Source organism: Leptospira hartskeerlii, assembly GCF_002811475.1.
In the GTDB taxonomy this organism is placed as follows: domain Bacteria; phylum Spirochaetota; class Leptospiria; order Leptospirales; family Leptospiraceae; genus Leptospira_B; species Leptospira_B hartskeerlii.
Window position 1 is genome coordinate 110,686 of record NZ_NPDL01000003.1, and the last position, 17,955, is coordinate 128,640.

15 protein-coding genes are annotated in these 17,955 nt (G+C 40.7%); 6 read left to right on the forward strand and 9 right to left on the reverse strand.

What is annotated here, in order from left to right:
* The first annotated feature begins 15 nt into the window (after positions 1-15).
* Positions 16-330, forward strand: coding sequence for an antibiotic biosynthesis monooxygenase family protein (locus CH352_RS05900; RefSeq protein WP_100705902.1), 315 nt, complete (start codon positions 16-18; stop codon positions 328-330).
* Between the two features lie 57 nt (positions 331-387).
* Here CH352_RS05900 and CH352_RS05905 read toward each other — a convergent pair whose 3' ends face one another.
* The 4 genes from CH352_RS05905 to mgtE form a co-directional block, all read right to left on the reverse strand.
* Positions 388-1,344, reverse strand: a complete 957-nt coding sequence (locus CH352_RS05905) for a cytochrome c (protein ID WP_100705903.1) — start codon at positions 1,342-1,344, stop codon at positions 388-390.
* Positions 1,345-1,383: 39 nt separating this feature from the next.
* Positions 1,384-2,361 (reverse strand): NAD(P)-dependent alcohol dehydrogenase, encoded by a 978-nt coding sequence (locus CH352_RS05910; protein WP_100705904.1) that lies wholly within the window; start codon positions 2,359-2,361, stop codon positions 1,384-1,386.
* A gap of 66 nt (positions 2,362-2,427) precedes the next feature.
* Positions 2,428-3,072: an LA_2219 family laminin/E-cadherin/plasminogen-binding protein gene (locus CH352_RS05915; protein ID WP_100705905.1), complete on the reverse strand. Its 645-nt coding sequence runs from the start codon at positions 3,070-3,072 to the stop codon at positions 2,428-2,430.
* 49 nt (positions 3,073-3,121) lie between these two features.
* Positions 3,122-4,516, reverse strand: a complete 1,395-nt coding sequence (mgtE, locus tag CH352_RS05920; protein WP_100705906.1) for a magnesium transporter — start codon at positions 4,514-4,516, stop codon at positions 3,122-3,124.
* A gap of 137 nt (positions 4,517-4,653) precedes the next feature.
* On the opposite strand from mgtE, the gene CH352_RS05925 reads away from it, so the two are divergent.
* Positions 4,654-5,685, forward strand: a complete 1,032-nt coding sequence (locus tag CH352_RS05925) for an OmpA/MotB family protein (RefSeq protein WP_100705907.1) — start codon at positions 4,654-4,656, stop codon at positions 5,683-5,685.
* Positions 5,686-5,699: 14 nt separating this feature from the next.
* Entirely contained in the window at positions 5,700-6,713 is a 1,014-nt protein-coding gene (locus tag CH352_RS05930; protein WP_100705908.1) for a cation diffusion facilitator family transporter, read from the forward strand.
* On the opposite strand, the gene CH352_RS05935 is transcribed toward CH352_RS05930, so the two are convergent.
* Positions 6,710-7,768 carry an acyl-CoA dehydrogenase family protein gene (locus CH352_RS05935; RefSeq protein ID WP_100705909.1) on the reverse strand — a complete coding sequence of 353 codons (1,059 nt, stop codon included), beginning with the start codon at positions 7,766-7,768 and terminating at the stop codon, positions 6,710-6,712. The genes CH352_RS05930 and CH352_RS05935 overlap by 4 nt on opposite strands.
* Positions 7,769-7,779: 11 nt before the next feature.
* The gene (gene uvrA, locus CH352_RS05940; protein ID WP_100705910.1) at positions 7,780-10,614 is read right to left on the reverse strand and encodes an excinuclease ABC subunit UvrA; all 2,835 of its coding nucleotides are present in this window, start codon (positions 10,612-10,614) and stop codon (positions 7,780-7,782) included.
* A 128-nt stretch (positions 10,615-10,742) separates the two neighbouring features.
* Here uvrA and CH352_RS05945 point away from each other — a divergent pair, with 128 nt between their 5' ends.
* The gene (locus CH352_RS05945; protein WP_100705911.1) at positions 10,743-12,455 is read left to right on the forward strand and encodes a S49 family peptidase; all 1,713 of its coding nucleotides are present in this window, start codon (positions 10,743-10,745) and stop codon (positions 12,453-12,455) included.
* Here the strand turns inward: CH352_RS05945 and CH352_RS05950 are convergent.
* Together CH352_RS05950 and CH352_RS05955 are read right to left on the reverse strand one after the other, a co-directional pair.
* The gene (locus tag CH352_RS05950; protein ID WP_100705912.1) at positions 12,452-13,387 is read right to left on the reverse strand and encodes an L-threonylcarbamoyladenylate synthase; all 936 of its coding nucleotides are present in this window, start codon (positions 13,385-13,387) and stop codon (positions 12,452-12,454) included. The two genes, CH352_RS05945 and CH352_RS05950, sit on opposite strands and share 4 nt — an antisense overlap.
* A complete protein-coding gene (locus CH352_RS05955) occupies positions 13,374-14,954 on the reverse strand; it encodes a glycosyl hydrolase family 18 protein (protein ID WP_100733507.1) in 1,581 nt (526 codons plus the stop codon). Before CH352_RS05955 ends, CH352_RS05950 begins: the two co-directional genes overlap by 14 nt.
* Before the next feature lie 152 nt (positions 14,955-15,106).
* On the opposite strand from CH352_RS05955, the gene CH352_RS05960 reads away from it, so the two are divergent.
* Positions 15,107-15,820 carry a queuosine precursor transporter gene (locus CH352_RS05960; RefSeq protein WP_100705914.1) on the forward strand — a complete coding sequence of 238 codons (714 nt, stop codon included), beginning with the start codon at positions 15,107-15,109 and terminating at the stop codon, positions 15,818-15,820.
* Between the two features lie 83 nt (positions 15,821-15,903).
* Here the strand turns inward: CH352_RS05960 and CH352_RS05965 are convergent, their stop codons facing one another.
* Entirely contained in the window at positions 15,904-16,248 is a 345-nt protein-coding gene (locus tag CH352_RS05965; RefSeq protein WP_341476367.1) for a hypothetical protein, read from the reverse strand.
* 91 nt (positions 16,249-16,339) lie between these two features.
* Here CH352_RS05965 and CH352_RS05970 point away from each other — a divergent pair, with 91 nt between their 5' ends.
* Positions 16,340-17,857 carry a 2-isopropylmalate synthase gene (locus tag CH352_RS05970; protein ID WP_100705915.1) on the forward strand — a complete coding sequence of 506 codons (1,518 nt, stop codon included), beginning with the start codon at positions 16,340-16,342 and terminating at the stop codon, positions 17,855-17,857.
* Positions 17,858-17,955 lie beyond the last annotated feature (98 nt).

Consider the following 17,955-nt stretch of genomic DNA (forward strand, 5'->3'; position numbering starts at 1 on the left):
CAAAAGGAGAACAAAATGCAAAAAGTTTTGATAGATACATTCACAGTTCCCAAAAAAGCGGAGGAAGAATTTTTCAACCGAGTCAAGGTAAATCGAAACTTGATTAAAGACCTTCCCGGTTTTATTCAGGATTCAGCATATATCCGCGAAAATGGCCCGAACGAATTTCAATTTGTGACCGTAGCAATTTGGGAAAATGAAGAAGCAATTTCTAATGCAAAAAAAGAAGTGCAATCATCCTACCAGAGAGAAGGTTTCGATATGCCTGGAATGTTGCAGAGACTTGGTATCTCTATCGAAAGAGGGATTTTTGAACCTTCGAAGACCTAAGGCCGACCTGTTCGGAAGAAGGGAGAAAATCCCTCCCTTCTTCTTAGCCAAGCGAACTTAGTTTGTAATTTTATTTTGAATAGCCGGCACAGTTTGCAAATAAGCGAACATGGCAGCCAAATCTTCTTCCGTCATCCCTGCATACATTGTCCAAGGCATGATTGTTTGGAATTCTCCCTCTTTTATTGAGTGAGGTTTATATTTAGGAAGCTCCATACTTTTAAACTTTTTGATAAATTGAGCCTCAGTCCAATTACCCAGTCCTGTCTCCTTATCCGGAGTGATATTTGCGGAAATAACTTTAGTTCCGTTCCCTAAAGGAAATTCAAACCCTCCGGCAAGTTCCATACCTGCAATTGGCTTCCCTTTATCCTGCTTCGTATGGCACTCTGTGCATGCAGCCGCTATAAATAGATATTTTCCGTAAGCCACTTTATCTTGTCTGTCTGGAAGTTTGCCGAATTTCGCGGGATTAGGAATTGTCCTTAATATCAAGTTGAATGGAAAATCCGATTTAGAGTTAGGATTCTTTTTTTCAATCGGATCTAGACTTCTTAAGTAAGCAACGATGGAAATTAGATCTTCCTGGTCCATCTGTCCGTATGCCGGGTGAGGCATAACTGGAAATAATGGATTTCCTTCTTTATTGATCCCGCTGGAAATCGCTCTTAAAATTTCTCCATCTGTCCAACGATCCAGTGCGCTTGGAGTAATATTCGGCGCAATAAAGGAGCCCGGAAATCCAAGCTTTTGATCAAAAACTTCTCCACCTTCTCCCATTGTTTCCGGGATTAATGGACCTGAAAATTTTGACCAGTCTCGAATCGAATGGCAATCCATACAGGCGGATACATGATTCGCGAGATACTTCCCTCTTTGTAAACGTTCGGGACTACTTCCCGCGGAAATTTCAGGTGCTGGCTCCGCGTTCGGAAATTTAAAGTATAAAAATCCGATACCCAATACTGGTAAAAGGATGATTGTTGTCCCAATCATCTTCAAAATTCTTTTCATTCACAGTTCCTTTATGTTTTTCTAATCAATCAGCAAAGATCATGGCTTTACTGTAATAATTACTTTGCCACTAGCGTGACCTTCTTCAACGTATTGGATTGCTTGTGGAACTTCTTCCAATTTGTAGCGTCTATCAATTACGGATTTGATTTTTCCTGATTTCAGTAGGTCTGATAAAAATAGAAGGTCCTTTTGATTCGGTTGAGAAGAAGCAGCGATTATCTTTTTATCACCAATTAGTGAAATGAACGGTCCCAAAAGTAAGGCTTGGAATAACTGAGCTGTTCCACCGCCGGCCATAACGTATTTACCTTTCGGATTTAAAGCACTCTTGTATTCCGAAAGTGAACGATATCCATTTACACCGACGATTAGATCGTATTTTTTTTCGCTTTGGATGAAGTCTTCCTTCATATAATCGATTACGTGGTCGGCTCCAAGAGATATAGCCTGTGCTATTTTAGAAGTGCTACAAACAGCCGTTACTTCTGCCCCGAAATATTTCGCAAGTTGTATAGCGAATGTTCCTACACCACCAGATGCTCCGTTTATCAGAACTTTTTGTCCTGCTTCTATCTTACCGAAATCTCTTAAAGAATGCAAAGCAGTCATTCCAGCTAAAGGTAAGGCCGCTGCATCCTCGAAGGAAATATTAGACGGTTTCAAAACAAACTCATCTTCTTTACCGCATTTGTATTCTGCAAAGGCTCCAAAGCCACTTGCAAAAACATCTCCCAACACTTCATCACCCGGACGGAATTGTGTAATGTTTCTTCCAATAGCTTCTACAGTTCCGGCAACATCCGCACCTAAGATTGAAATTTTTTTAGGTTTAAAAAGACCTGCGTAAAACCGGACAAGAAAAGGATCCGCTTTCATCATACGCCAATCAGCAGCATTCACAGAAGCGACTCTTACCTTTACAAGGATCTCATTATCCTTAGGAGCAGGTTTTTGAACTTCCTTATATTGAAGTACATCAGAAGATCCATACTTTTCATATACAATTGCCTTCATAGGTAAATCCTTGTTTCTAAAAATTTAGAAACAACAGTTAAGAAATTAAGAAGTGAAAGAGGGAAATTACCTCTTCTTGACCTCACCCCTGAGTTCTTCTTTCACTGTATCTCTAGTCGTGTTGGATTTATTTTCCAGCTTAATAGTATAATGAATTTGATATTTAGTAACCACCGGCTTCTCTTCCGAATGTTCCATAGACCAGCGCGTAACATCATTCTGGATAATTTTGGCAAGGTTGTTAATTCGAGGAACTCTAGTATTAAAACGGATTGTTTCTACGGCACCAGTATTTCCGTTTAGGATCACTAAGATGATCCCGTCGTCGTTAAAATTAATCCTATTATATTTAACTAATTCTTCACTGATGAGTGCGTCTCCGCCCTTATCTACTTTTCTACGAATATACTTGGATCCTCTGATCTGGCGAACCTGGTAGGACTCGCTTGTAATGTGGACCCTGAAATATTCGGAACTATCTTTGGATTGGCTTTGGAAGGAAATAGGGTCAGTAGTGCTGATCTTCACCTCTCTACCTTCTTCGTCTATGATCTCTTCGCTGTCTCCTGCCGGGTTTGGGAGAACTTCTCCCTTTGGAGTTTCTGGTGTGTGGGAGGTAGCGCCCCCGGTGCTAATACAAGAAATAAATGATAAACAATATAGAACCGCAAAACCGGCTAAAAAAGTTCGGAAAACCGAAACATGAAACATTGGCTTCTCCTATCCAAGGAAATTTATAATTTTATCCGAAATATTCCAACTATACCAAATATTGCAAGAACAGTGTGGCAAGCCCCAAGAAACAGAAGAAGCCGAACACGTCCGTGGTAGTTGTTACAAATATGGAAGAGGCAATTGCGGGATCTATCCCAACCACTTTTAGTAGCATAGGGATACAAGCTCCTACAATGGCTGCTACGATTAGATTTGCAAGCATCGCCAAAAAGATAACAATCGCAAGTGCAAGTTTTCCAGTATAAAAAAATACGACAAGTCCTGTTATCGCGCCGATGGTGAGCCCGTTGATAAGTCCAATGATGCTTTCTTTCCTAAAACCTACCGTCCAATTTGATTGGCTCAAATCTCCTGTGGCGATATTTCGAACTACCACGGTGATGGACTGTGTACCCGCATTTCCCCCCATCCCGGCGACGATTGGCATAAGACTCGCAAGTAATACAAAAGATTGGATCGTGTCTTGGAAAAGCGCAACAGTGGAAGCAGCAATGACTGCGGTTCCCAAATTGATCACGAGCCAGGTCAATCTTCTTCGGATAGAATCCCAGATGGAAGTGTTCAATCTTTCTTCTTCCGAAACTCCCCCCATCCTCAAAATGTCTTCGGAAGCTTCTTCCTGAACGATATCCAAAATATCGTCTACAGTGATCCTGCCGATGATCCGATCCAGATCGTCTACTACTGCAGCGGAAACTAAGTCGTATTTTCGGAATATTTTAGCTACTTCTTCCTGGTCCGTATCATAATGAATGGAGAATACTTCTTCTTTTACAAGCTTACTCGCCTTCTGATTGAGAGGCGCAAGGAATAGATCTTTAAGTTTGATAAATCCTTTTAGATGATTCTCCGCGTCGGTTACATAGAGAAGATAGATATCATCCGTCTCTTTGGCGACTCTTCTCAATTTGATGATCGCTTTTCTAACTGTGTCCGTCTCGTATGCGGAAGCAAATTCGGTCGTCATCAAACGACCGGCGGTATATTCCCTAAAATTTAGCTGTTTTCGGATTTGAGAAGAATCTTCCCGATCCAAGGAATTCAAAATTTCCTCTGCTTTCGCCTTAGGGATTTCAGAGATCAGATTTGTAACGTCGTCCGGTTCCAGATTTTCGACGATAGGCGAGATCTCCTTCATATTCAGACGGGAGATCAAATCTGCCTGTAGATCCTCGTCGAACTCGACTAAGATTTCGGACTGTTGTTCAGAATCGCAGAGTTTAAATATATAGAAAGCTTCGTCAATATCCAGCTTTTCCAGGACTTCGGCGATATCCGCCGGGTGATTGGAAGAAGTGAAACTGAGTAGGAACTTATTGTCCTTATTTTCGATCTTTTCGAGGAAGGAACCCATCCAATCCGCAGACTGTGGATTTGCCTTCAGGGAAGAAGTTTCCTTAGTGCTATTTGTCTCGTCCATTTTGCGTTCTTCCCCCTATGACAGAATCCTGACGGAATTTATCGGTTCAATGAATTTCCTGAATTTTGGCGCAAGAGTTTTTCATTTGACTGGGGGGTCTCAGGCTTAGAATAGAACAAAGTTTCCCTTATCTGACTATGAACCCTTTTTTTTTCCGACTTACTCCAGTTCTTCTAATTCTATTTTCTTTGCCGATATTTTCGGACGCATTTTATTTCCCTTGGGAATACAATAAACTCTATAATGAGAACGCAACGCTCAGAATCGAGTTAGATTCTCTCAGACTCCGCTACAGGAACGAGACAGAAAACGCTAAAAAAGAAAAACTCAGTCTGGACGCAAGGATCCAGAATCTAGAAGAACAACTCGCAGGCGAAAAATCCTTCAGAGAAAAGGACAGGGAACTCGCCGCAGAACTGATCCGTGCCCTGGAAAATCAGATCGCTCTTCTAAAAGCAAAAAGCGGAAATAAAGAAAAAGAACTCATTGAAGAGAACGAAAAACAATCCAAAAAATACCAAGATCTAATTTCCGAACTAAAGTCCGAGTTAGAGAAAGAAAGACTCGGTTGCATCCGAAAAATGGACGAGCTCAAAAGAGAATATGAGTCCAAAATTGCAGGCTTGGAAGCAAGGATCAAAGAGCTGGAAGATAATCTTTCCAAACTCAAGAACTTGAACGAGGACCAAAAAAGAGAACTAAATCGTTTGGCGGAGCAAGCAACCGAATTAGAATCTAAACTTTCAGGCGAGATAGCTAAAGGGCAGATCCGAGTAAAACGTTTTCATAATAGACTAGTCATCAATATTGACGATCAGATCTCCTTCGATTCCGGTTCCGCAGAATTGAAAAAGCAGATCTTTCCTGCTTTGGACAAGATCAAAGAAATTTTGGTCAAGTATCCGGGCAACCTCATCATTGTGGAAGGCCACACGGATAATATTCCGATACGTACTAAAAAGTTTAACGATAACTGGCAGTTATCTACAGAAAGAGCACTTTCAGTGGTTCGATTTTTGTTAGAGAGTAAAAACTTAGATGCAAGGAACTTCTCCGTAGCAGGTTATGGGGAACACCAGCCTATCGTTTCAAATGATACTCCTGAAAATCGTTCCTTGAACAGAAGAGTAGATATCGTTTTAGAACCGCAAAGCGGCAAGAGTCACTAAGGCTTCTTTCGATTTTGGAAAAGGATCCTCACTCATCTTCTAATTTCGAACCTTTTGGGAGACAGGCGATCCTTCGCCCCAAAAGAAAAGATGCATTGCGTAGTTTAGTTTTTGCATTCTTTCTTTCTATCGGGATCTTCTCCTGGGAAATATTCGGTTCCGCTCAAAGTAAAAGTCTCGCACTTCTTGCGGATGCCGGACATGTGATCTCGGATTCTTTTGCATTTTTATTGAGTATATTTGCAGTTTTAGTCTCTGATAAAAAACCGAATGCAAAAATGAACTTCGGATTCTTTAGAGTAGAAGTATTTGCTGCATTCTTAAATTCCGTTTTGATCTCCGGAATTTCGATTTTTATCATATACGAAGCGGTGCAACGATTTCGTCATCAGGAAGAAATTGTTACCGAATCCATGTTGGTTTTCAGTTTGGGAACCATCGGTTTAAATCTGATCTCTGTTTGGCTTTTAAAAAGAATTTCCGCAAACAATATCAATCTAAGAACAGCATACCTTCATGTATTAAATGATCTGTTTGGCACAGTCGCGGTTTTAGTGGGTGCAATTTTAATCCGTCTATTTGCTTGGACCTGGATCGATCCATTACTCAGTCTGGTTCTTTCTATTTTCATACTAAGAGCGGCCATTGTGATCTTGAAGGAAAGTCTTATGATCCTTCTGGAATCTTCTCCAACATTTGATGAATGGGATCATTTACAAAAAGATCTATTACATATTAAAGGAGCAGAGTCCCTTCTTTCCGCTCATACTTGGACTCTAACAAAAGGGATCCATGCTTGTGCATTTAGAGTCCAGATCGCTAAAGGATCTGATCCTAAAAAGATCGTCCAAGAAGCTTACGAACTTTTGAGAGGAGAATGGAAGTTCGAGCAGATCTATCTGCAATTGGAAGATCCTTCTACCACTCATATAATCGATGGGATCATTGCAAAAACTCTACATGATATCGATTCGGAAGAATGGGGACATCATCACCATACTCACGATCATCCGGCAAATCATCATTAAAGATTTCCGAATTTTCTCCAGCTCTTGGATTGTTTAAGTCTGTTCTTGATATAGACAGGACTTCTAGCAGGATGGATTGTGCAGAATAATCCTATATCAGGATATTCTTTTTTATAATCGAAGTTTGGAATGGATTCTAAGATCGAGATACATTCATCCAAAATGGCTTCGTATCCGTAAGGATGATCTTCTTCGATTTTATAGTTCGGATCCTTATCTTTTTTGTCGGAGATCTCCAAACACTTTCCATACAAAAGGCCGCTTAAGTCCCAGAGTTTTCCTAAAACTGCAAATCTTTCTCTGGATTCACTTCCTTGGCTTAAATCGGATACTATTTTGCGAATGGCTCCGCAGAATAGAACCGCTGCAGACAACATTTCGGATAGATGGATATCGGAGCCTAATTTAGAATAATCTTCAATAAACTGATAATGAGAAGGTACTTTGAAATTTTCGCCTGTGATCTTACAATGAGTGGCTTCTCTAGCAACATCCAAATAAACTTCTTCTACTTTTAAACCTGGGAAATCTCTCGGGACGAAAAATACGCCGAAACGATTTAGATCTTCTTCCTTGGCTACTACCAAGTAACCTTCAGCGTCAGCACCATTGGTCACGAATCCTTTATGAAAGTTTAATTCAATTTCTCCGCTCGGAAGTACTTTTGCCGTGGATTTTAGATTGGTGAGTTTCCCCATCCACCCAGGTTCACTTACTCCCAGTCCCAAGATCCCGAGACCGTTTACCAAACGATCCTGAAGCTCCAATGCTAATTTTTTAGATTCTGGGTTGGTCGAGGCTCCTACTTCCGAACCAAGAACTAATTTTAAGATCTTTCCGGCCACATTTGTCTGGGCCATCAACCCTACTCCCACCCCTATACCATGAGGAAAAGAAGGAATGAATATTAACTTTTCGTGAAATGTTCTGAATCCGCCGTCTTTTAACGCATTCAGTAATCCTGCCTTTGCGATATCAGGCAAAGAAGATTTGTAGACGGATCTGAATTCTCCCGGAGGAAAGGAAGAAAGTTTATCTCTTAATTCTTTCATCATTGGAGGAAAATTTAACCTGCCTTCTTCCCAGGATTTCCTAAAACTTTTTTCAGATATTGTCCTGTAAAAGATTCTTTTACCTTTGCAATATCTGTTGGAGTTCCTTCAGCGATAATTTTTCCGCCTCCTTCTCCACCTTCCGGCCCCAAATCGATGATCCAATCCGCTTGTTTGATCACATCCAGATTGTGTTCGATGACTATCATTGAATTTCCGCGGTCTACAAGCGTATGTAAAACGACCATTAGATGTCGAACATCTTCAAAATGAAGTCCTGTGGTAGGTTCATCCAGGATGTATAATGTTTTTCCTGTAGGCCTTTTGGATAATTCGGTGGCAAGCTTGATCCTTTGCGCTTCGCCACCGGAGAATGTCGTCGCAGGCTGCCCAAGCTTAATATATCCTAGACCCACTTCGCCCAAGGTTTCCAGTTTTCTTTTTAATGCAGGAATATTTTCGAAGAATGGAATAGAATCCTCTACTGTCATTTCCAGTATTTCGTAGATATTCTTTCCTTTATAACGAACTTCTAATGTTTCCTGGTTGTACCGTTTTCCCTTGCAAACGTCACAGGTTACATACACGTCCGGGAGAAAGTGCATCTCAATTTTCAAGATACCATCGCCTTCGCAGGTTTCACATCTTCCTCCGCTAACGTTAAAACTGAATCTTCCCGGAGAATAACCTCTGAGTTTAGATTCTTCCAGTTGGGCGAACATATCGCGAACAACAGTGAAAAGACCTGTATAAGTTGCAGGATTGGATCTAGGAGTTCTACCGATTGGAGATTGATCGATATTGATAATCTTGTCTATTTCTTCCAGACCTGTGATTTTTTCATGTTTACCCCAGACGGTTCTCATCTTCATAACTTTATGAGCCGCTGCATTGTATAAAATATCGTTGATCAGAGTAGACTTACCTGAACCGGAAACTCCTGTAACTACGATCAGTTTTCCAAGTGGGATCTCCACACTTACGTTTTTAAGATTATTCTCTTTTGCGTTTACGATCTTAAGCTTTTTCCCATTTCCTGGTCGAACAGTCTTCGGGACTGGGATAAATTCTTTGCCTGATAAAAACTTGCCTGTAAGAGAATTTTTGTTTTTAGAAACTTCTTCTGGCGTTCCGGAACAAACAATTGTTCCACCATGAACACCTGCACCTGGTCCCATGTCGATGAGCCAATCTGCTTCTTCCATGGTTTCTTGGTCATGTTCTACCACTAAAACCGTGTTACCAAGATCTCTTAGATCCTTCAGAGTATTTACTAATTTCGTATTATCTCTTTGGTGAAGTCCGATAGAAGGTTCATCTAAAATATATAATACACCTTGGAGCCTCGATCCTATCTGGGTAGCGAGTCTGATCCTTTGTGCTTCTCCACCGGAAAGAGTTCCGGCGGCACGTTCTAAACTTAAGTAACCAACTCCCACATCATTCAAAAATGTAAGTCTTTGTTGGATTTCCTTCAAGATAGGTCTTGCGATTATTTCTTCGCTGCCTTTTGGCTTCATTGATTTTACGAAGTCTAAACCTTTTTCCACACTGAATGCGGAGAATTTATCTATGGTCAGACCGTTTACTTCTACATGAAGACTCACTGGTTTCAGACGTTTTCCTTCACATGCAGGACAATGATGATTGGTCATATATCCTTCTAATTGCTGGCGTCTTGCTTCCGAACCTTCTTTATATCTTCTTTTTAAGTTCGGGATCACGCCTTCGAATTCCCTACTGAACTCATAGTGGGATTTTTCATTTCTGAAATCGTAATCTATTTTGAGATTTTTATCCCCGTAAAGAATTGTATCTCTGACTTTTTTAGGAAGATCCTTCCATGGAATATTATAATCAAATTTTAATTTTTTAGCCAAAGAATGAACGGTTGTTAAAAACCAATAACTATTACTCTTAGCTCCTGCCCATGCTTCTATACAACCTTCCACAAGAGAAAGTTCTGAATCTGTAATTAAAAGATCCTCATCAAATTCTAGAAGACTACCTAGTCCGTCGCAGGTTTCGCAGGCACCGAATGGAGAGTTAAATGAAAACAATCTAGGAGAAAGTTCCGGTAAAGATTCTTCTGGGTGATTCGGGCAGGAAAGTTTTTGGGAGAATGTATGGTCCTTCTTCCCATCATCCATGAGAAGAATTCCCTCTGATTGTTTAAGAGCTGTTTCGACTGAGTCTGTCAGACGAGAACGTATCCCGTCCTTGATCACAAGGCGGTCTACAACGATCTCAATCGTTGCCTTAAAACTTTTCTTGAGAACGATCTCTTCGTCTAAAGTTTTGATCTCACCGTTCAGACGTATCCTGTTAAAACCATCTTTTCTGATCTTTTCCAGAACATCTTTATGTTCTCCCTTCTTACCAGAAACAATAGGAGCCAAAATTTGGATCTTAGTTCCTTCCGGAAAATTTAGTATCCTTTCGGTGATTTGGTCGATGGAGAGAGATTGGATTGGAGTTCCACAAATAGGACAATGAGGTTTTCCTACCCTTGCATAAAGAAGACGTAGGTAGTCATAGATCTCTGTTACAGTTCCTACAGTAGATCTAGGATTACGATGCGTAGTCTTCTGCTCTATAGAAATTGCAGGAGAAAGTCCTTCGATCAGATCCAGATCTGGCTTTTCCATCTGACCTAAAAATTGTCTAGCATAAGCGGAGAGGCTTTCCACATATCTCCTCTGTCCTTCCGCATAGATCGTATCGAAAGCAAGAGAAGATTTACCTGAACCTGAAAGTCCGGTAATCACCACGAGTTTATCCCGTGGAATATCCACATTGATGTTCTTAAGATTATGCTCCCGAGCTCCTCGGATGCGGATATGATCCAAACGAATAACCCTCTCTTAGGTTTCAGATAATTTCTGGAAAGCCAGGCTGAAAAGCGGTTTTCCTTCCGCAATTTTACGTTTTCCGGAATAAATGTCCGTTTTACTTTGGTCGCCAAAAGGAATTTCCAATGTTTAGAATTCTGTTCTCTCTTATATTTTTGCCGATCCGGATTTTGTTCCAAGGATTTAGGATCTTATCCTGGACCATCCGAAAGGGAGATCATTTCTATTTGGAAATTCCTTCTTCATTCTCCTTTGATAAAAAATCTTTTTTTGTCAGACTATTGGTCTCAAAAGAAGAAGATCCCTTCTTGGTGGATTTTTTATTGGGATTGAAAGCCTTAACAAAAGTCCCAGGTTTGAAAAAAGTTTCCTTCCATATTTCCAATCCAGAATACGGATTTGGAGAAGTTTGGAATATTTGCCAAGCAATCCAAACATTGAATAAAAAAGGTATTGAGACTTCCGGATTTTGTTTAGGCGGAGGAACTAAAGCATTACTATTACTTTCACAATGTAAATACAGATATTCTTCTTCCGCATCCGAATTCTTTCCTGTACTTCCTTCCGCTGAGCCTTATTTTTTTGGAGCTACAGCTAAAAAATTCGGCGTAGGAGTAGAAGCTTATGCAAGTGGAGCGTTCAAATCATTCGGAGAAACATTCCAAAGAACATCCTTCTCCGCACCGGCTCGTAAAAATTTAGAAGCGTTACTCGGCGATTATAAAGATCTGCTTTCCAATGGTTTTAAGCAGTCCTCAAACTTAGATCTTAAAGTTTTAGAAGAACCTATTATCAGTTCTGAAAAATTGAAAAAGCTGGGATTTCTCACCGATTTTGTAGAAGAAGACGAGTTCGAAGAAAATTACTTATTCGAAAATTATAAAAAAGAGAATGAAACGGATAAACCAAAATATAGAAAATTAAGCCCTAAAGGTTTCAGATTATATCATAAAAAATCAAATTTTTCACTTATCTCTAAATCGATTCCGATCGTAGCGGTTCTTCCGGTACAAGGAAATATTCTTCCTGATTTAGGAAGAGAAGAAGATTTTAGGTCTAGACAAGTTTCCTTCAGATATTACCAAGAAATTTTCAAAGATCTTAAGGAAGATCCAAAAATTGCAGCAGTCATTTTGGAAATGAACTCTCCAGGAGGAAGTGCACTTGTTTCCGAGCTTCTTTACAGAGAGATCAAAAAACTTGCAGAGAAAAAACCTGTTATCACATACGTATTGAATGTAGCCGCTTCCGGAGGATACTACCTATCCTGCGCCACTCAAAAAATACACGGAACACCTTACTCTATTGTCGGTTCTATTGGCGCAGTAATGATGAGATTCGAATTAAAAAAACTCTACGATAAATTCGGAGTCCAAAAAGAAAGGATCGGGTTTTATCCACATAGGGACATTCTTTCCGAATACGGCAAACTTTCTCCTAAATCTGAGCAATTCCTCAGAAAGGAAGTCTTAAGATCCAGAGACTTATTTTATAATAGAGTCATCGAATCCAGAAAAACGAGTTTCCAAGAATTAGAAAAGAGTTATGGAGAAGGTCGTATATTTTCCGGAGAAACATTCCGTAAATCCGGATTCTTAGATTCCTGCGATTCATTTTTAGATATATTACAAGATCTGAAACAAGAACTTAAATCCAAAAAGATAGATGTGCGCTATCTGCCTGGGACTTATAGCTGGAAAGACTTGGTCCAAGACTTAAAACCCGGAGTGCAAACGTTCGGCGGGAATTTATTTGCTAAACTGAAAAAAGCTCCTAACCAAAATCCGTTGGAGATCCTACATTTTTCAGAGATTGCGCAAGAGTTATCTAAAATTTAAGATTCCTGAGCTTTTAATATCCGATTTAAGAGCGCTTCTTTTCCGCTAGCTTTCGCAGGTGGAAAACAATAAATTTTGGAAATTCCCAAACGATCGCAATCCCTAAAGAATGAGTATAAATTTTTCATATACTCAGTATTGTTTCGTAGATCCAAAGCGAATTTCCAGCCTCTGGTTAGACTGATACCGATAGCAGCAGATTCTCTATCTGGAGTTTGGTTTTCAGTGAAGATCACTTTTGCTTTAGGAGAATAATGTTTATATTTTACTCCGGGGCTAGAAACAATATCTCCTTCTTTCAACAGACTATAATCTTCCAGATCGGGAACATACTTTTGTAATTCTTCCCAGCCGAAATATCCAGGACGAAGTAGTTTAGGCGGAGAAATTGAAAAATCCACAACAGTAGATTCTAAACCGATTTCCGGGTCTGAACCTTTTAAGATTAGATCTACTAAACCATCAAACTCGGAGATCGCATCATCCAATCTTGTAATCGACGGTTCTCCCGAAAGATTAGCAGAAGGAGCAGAAACCGGCCCTCCGAAATAGGATAGCATTTCCAAAGCTTTTGGATGAGAAGGAACTCTAACTGCTATTGTAGTAAGCCCTGTTGAAAAAACAGACTTATCGATCTTCTTTAAAACCAGACTCAAAGGTCCGGGCATACATTGTCTGATCAGGATCCTTGCGTTCTCCGGAACTTCTCCAATATCGGGGATTAAAGCAGGATTTCCGAGATGAACGATAAGAGGATTATCCGCGGGACGGTTTTTAATTTTATAAATTTCTAAACAAGAAGAAAGGTTTCTAGAATCAGCGCCAAGACCATAAACAGTTTCGGTAGGAAATAGAACGATCCCTCCCTCTTTCAGTATTTTTGCTGCGAGAGAAGGATCTTCTGTGATGATTGTAGTTTTATTTTTTGACAAGATCCAGGTTGTTCTTGGCTTCTTCCTGATTTTCTTCCGGAGGAGCCTGTTTTACATCAGGATTCGGAACCTCAGGTAGTTTTTTTGCCTTAGGAACAGGTGGAAGTTTATTAGTCACAAGCAATTCCAAGTAATCATTGATCCCCGGATCGTTATCAGATAATAATTGCCAGAAAGAGAATCCACCAATATCATAAGATCTTAATAGAGTCATTTTCTCTTCGAAAGCTTTTCGATTCATGAAGAATGCTACACGATCACAACCTTCCGACTTATACCAAATGCTAGGATCTTCGTAAGTTTTACCTTGGTGAACCCAACTGAACTTGGAAAGATTTGTCCAAGAATCGGAGTTTTTGTTATCGGCTAAAACTTGGGTGATATTCGTAGGTTGTTTTGTCACACCAAGTTGTTGGCGTTTTAATGCGTCCGACCAATATACAGCTTTGATCTTCGCATTACAATTTAAAGCCCAATCATATCCGTAAGTCGGGATCGCCATATATAGTTTTTTAGCAGGAACTCTTTCTTTTGCGTAAGTGATGATATTTCTGATCCAAACGTTAGGTGCCTGAGGCCCAGGTCCTGGGTTTCCTTGCTTGCGCGGATGAAGTTCGTAAGCCATCACCTTTACACGATCTGCATGTTTTGCTAAGAAAGCGTAATCGTGGGTCATAGGACCTCTCCAATTCTCAGCAAAATCCATATTAATTTTTTCTTTTAGACCCTTACATGCTTTCATGCCGGATTTTTTAGCGGCAGTCTTAGGGTGAACAGCTACAGAAAGAAGTTTACCACGTTTGTGGATCTCTTTGGAGAGAATAACGATGAACTCTTCAAACTTCTCTTTTTTCTCGCAGCTCATTCCTTCATAGTCTATATCGATACCGTCGAAACCGTAGGTATCCACTTCATATAGAATATTCTGGATATGTTTGTCTCTGATATCATTACGTCCGTTCAGACCTATGTTTTCAGAGATCTTCTCATTTTTGTTTTCCCAACGGAAGATTGTAGGAATGATCTTAACTTTTGGATTTAAAGATTTAAGCTCAGCAACGCGCGCATGTTTTTGAGCGGATCCCCAAAGAGAATAAAGATCTCCGTTATTTGTCTCTCTTCCTTTGAATCCATAAATAAACGGATGGATCTCATTATACAGATGAACAGTACGTTTCATCGCCTCATAGTCGGAGAACCAAGTAGAAGCTCTGAAAGCAGGATCGTCTTCCGATTCAGGCTCGGAAGAACTTACAGTCCCATCCGATTCGGAAGATGTATTGTTGGAATTCCACCATTTCTTCCAAGATTCCCAGGCTCCCTCAGTAGGAGCCAGGTCCGCTTTGAGAGCAGTATTTTGCAATACTACCTGCTCTGTTCCGGCTTGGGCAGAAGCAGGTTTAGGATCTGCCTTTAAGGCCTGTAGTCCTAGATAAAAAGAAATTCCGGAAAGTAATAACCAAGTCAGGCTCACTAGGCTCGTTTGCCAGAGAGGCTGCTTTTTAGGTTGATAAGGGACTGGGCGGATCAAGTCCTCTGGGGTGTAAGGTTCATCGTTTGGATTCATTTGAGCTCTATATATTTATCGAATCGCGGAGGCCAAAAGTAAAGCACCGACTGTCTTCCAGTGATTTATAGGTAGCCTACCTGTCAAACGTTTGTGAGGTTCCAATCTGTTCTTTGATTGACAGAGACTGAATTCGCAAGATTTTTCCTCAGATGCAGTTTCACCGGCCCTTCAAACTATTTTTCGTTTTAGGTTCCATCTTCATAACCTTCCTTTTGATGGCAGAGGTGACTGGCTCAAAATGGTTCCAAGTTGCGATCGGAAGCAAGGCGTTAACCATGACCTTGGGGGTAATACCCTTCCCGATCACATTTATCGTAACGGACCTTTTGAATGAGTATTATGGAAGAAGAGGTGTCAGATACCTAACCCTAGTAGGTATGGTAATGATCGTTTTGGCATTCTTCCTTCTTCAATTGGATATGGCAATTCCTGCTGCGGGAAATTCACCGGTAGACGATCATTCCTTTCAGGTTGTATTCTTTAATACTGGGCAAGTGATCACAGGCTCCATCGTGGCGTACTTGATCGGGCAGCTTGTGGATATCCAAGTCTTTCATTTGATCCGCAAAAAGACCAAAAACAAACTTCTTTGGCTAAGGGCCACTGGTTCCACTATCTTCTCTCAACTTTTAGACTCTTATGTTGTTATCTTTGTGGCCTATTGGGGAACCTACGATTTCCAAACTCTGAATTCTATCTCCTATACCAATTTCGGATACAAGATCTTCATAGCTATAGGGATCACCCCCATCATCTATCTGGCACATTACTGGATCGAAAAATACTTGGGAGAAGATGCTCATAAAATGGCAGAAGCGGCTCTCAAAGAAGGGAAAGAAGAGATCCAGACTTATCCGGGCTGAAAACTCTGCGTCCTCCGTGATCTCTGCGCGAAATTCCTTTTTTGGTTCGCACGGAGAGCACAAAGAACACAGAGGGTTTTAGGTTACCAGTACAACCAAATCCGATTTTTCCAACGGTCTAGGTAAGAAGAATATTTACTGGTTGTTAATTCCTTCTCAAACCCCGCCCCGAGAAGTTTGGTTTCGAAAGCTGGGACCCGGGTCTTTGAGATCTTCCAAACTAGGGTTCCAGGAGACACTGGACATTCTTCTGTTTCTTTGCTAAAGATCACTCTTTGGTTTTCAGAAAAGAGAAGTTCTGCGTGACCGGGACTAGACACCTGGACTTCTCCGCCAAAAAGTTCCGAGTAAAGCCTTGCTATCATAGCACAATCATCTGCTTTTAAGCTGGCTCCATAGAAACTGAGAGAGTCTTTATCTAAATCCAAGTCTAACCTCCGAAAGCCGAAACCGGTTATTTATTAGGTTTACGGCCCAATTCAGACTATAATTTTGGAGTTAGGGAAGTTTTCCAAGCATATGAACTCAAATTTGGATTTTGTTCGGATTTTCGATACCACTCTCCGAGACGGAGAACAATGCCCAGGCGCGGCAATGAGTGAAAATGAGAAGATAGAGATCGCACTCCAACTTGCTAAAATGAATGTGGATGTGATCGAAGCAGGTTTCCCAGTTTCTTCTCCAGTCCAATTCCAAGCAGTCCAAAGAATTTCCAGAGAAGTAGAAGGCCCAATCATCGCAGCACTCGCAAGAGCAGTTCGTCCGGATCTAGAAGCAGCAGCAAAAGCAATCATTCCCGCTAAAAAAAGAAGAATTCATACTTTTATCGCATCTTCTCCCATTCATATGAAATTCAAACTGGGAAAAGATCCTGCCGAGGTTTTGAAAATGGCCGTGGAAGCAGTCAAGATCTGCAGAGACCATGTAGACGATGTGGAATTTTCTCCAGAAGATGCGACTCGTTCAGAACCTGAGTTCTTACGAGAACTTTGTGAAGCAGTGATCGAAGCTGGTGCAACTACGATCAATATCCCAGACACTGTAGGATATACAACACCGTACGAATACGGAGAATTATTCAAATTCCTGATCCAAAATGTGAAAGGAAGTGAGAAGGCAATCTTCTCCGCGCATTGCCATAATGATCTAGGACTTGCAACTTCTAATAGTCTTGCTGCCATCTTAAACGGAGCAAGACAAATTGAATGTACTGTAAACGGTATCGGAGAAAGAGCCGGCAACACAGCGATGGAAGAAGTGGTCATGGCACTTCGTACACGTAAGGATAAATTTGGAATACAAACCAGGATCCAAACGGAAGAGATCGCAAAAGCATCTTATTTAGTAAAAACAATCACTGGAATGGTGGTACAACCCAACAAGGCAGTTGTAGGTGCAAACGCATTCGCTCATGAATCAGGGATCCACCAAGACGGAGTTTTGAAAAATAGAGAAACCTACGAGATCATGACTCCTGAAAGTGTAGGAATTCAATCCAACCGTATGGTTTTAGGAAGACATAGTGGAAGAGCCGGTTTCAAAGATAGGATCGTTCGTTTAGGATTCAGCCCTCATCCGGAAGAATTAGAAGCAGCTTACCAAAGATTTTTAGAGATCGCAGATCGTAAAAAGGAAATTTTCGACGAGGATATCCGTGCATTATTCGCGGATGAATCCAGAAAATCTTCCAACGACAAATACGTATTAGAAAGTTTTCATGTAACCACCGGAACTAAGAGCACACCTACTGCTAGTATCCGGCTTTCCATCGAAGGAAATCTAAAAGAAGAATCCGCAACCGGAGACGGCCCGGTCGATTCAATATTTAAAGCAATCCAGAAGGCAACTATCTCTGATGTAGAACTTATTAAACTCGTAATCTCTCCAGTAACAGAAGGACAAGATGCTTTGGCGGAAGCTTCCGTTACTTTAGAAAAACATGGAGAAAGAGTCGTAGGAAAAGCAAGTTCGACTGATATTATTGAGGCTTGTTCTCAAGCTTATATCTCCGCTTTAAATCGTTTTTCTATGAATTGAAAAAGTTTTGCCGAATCATGTTCGGTATCTATTTTCAAATTTCCTAGAAAAACCGTTGCCTTTTCCAAATTCAGTTTAAAACCTTTCTCAGTAGAACG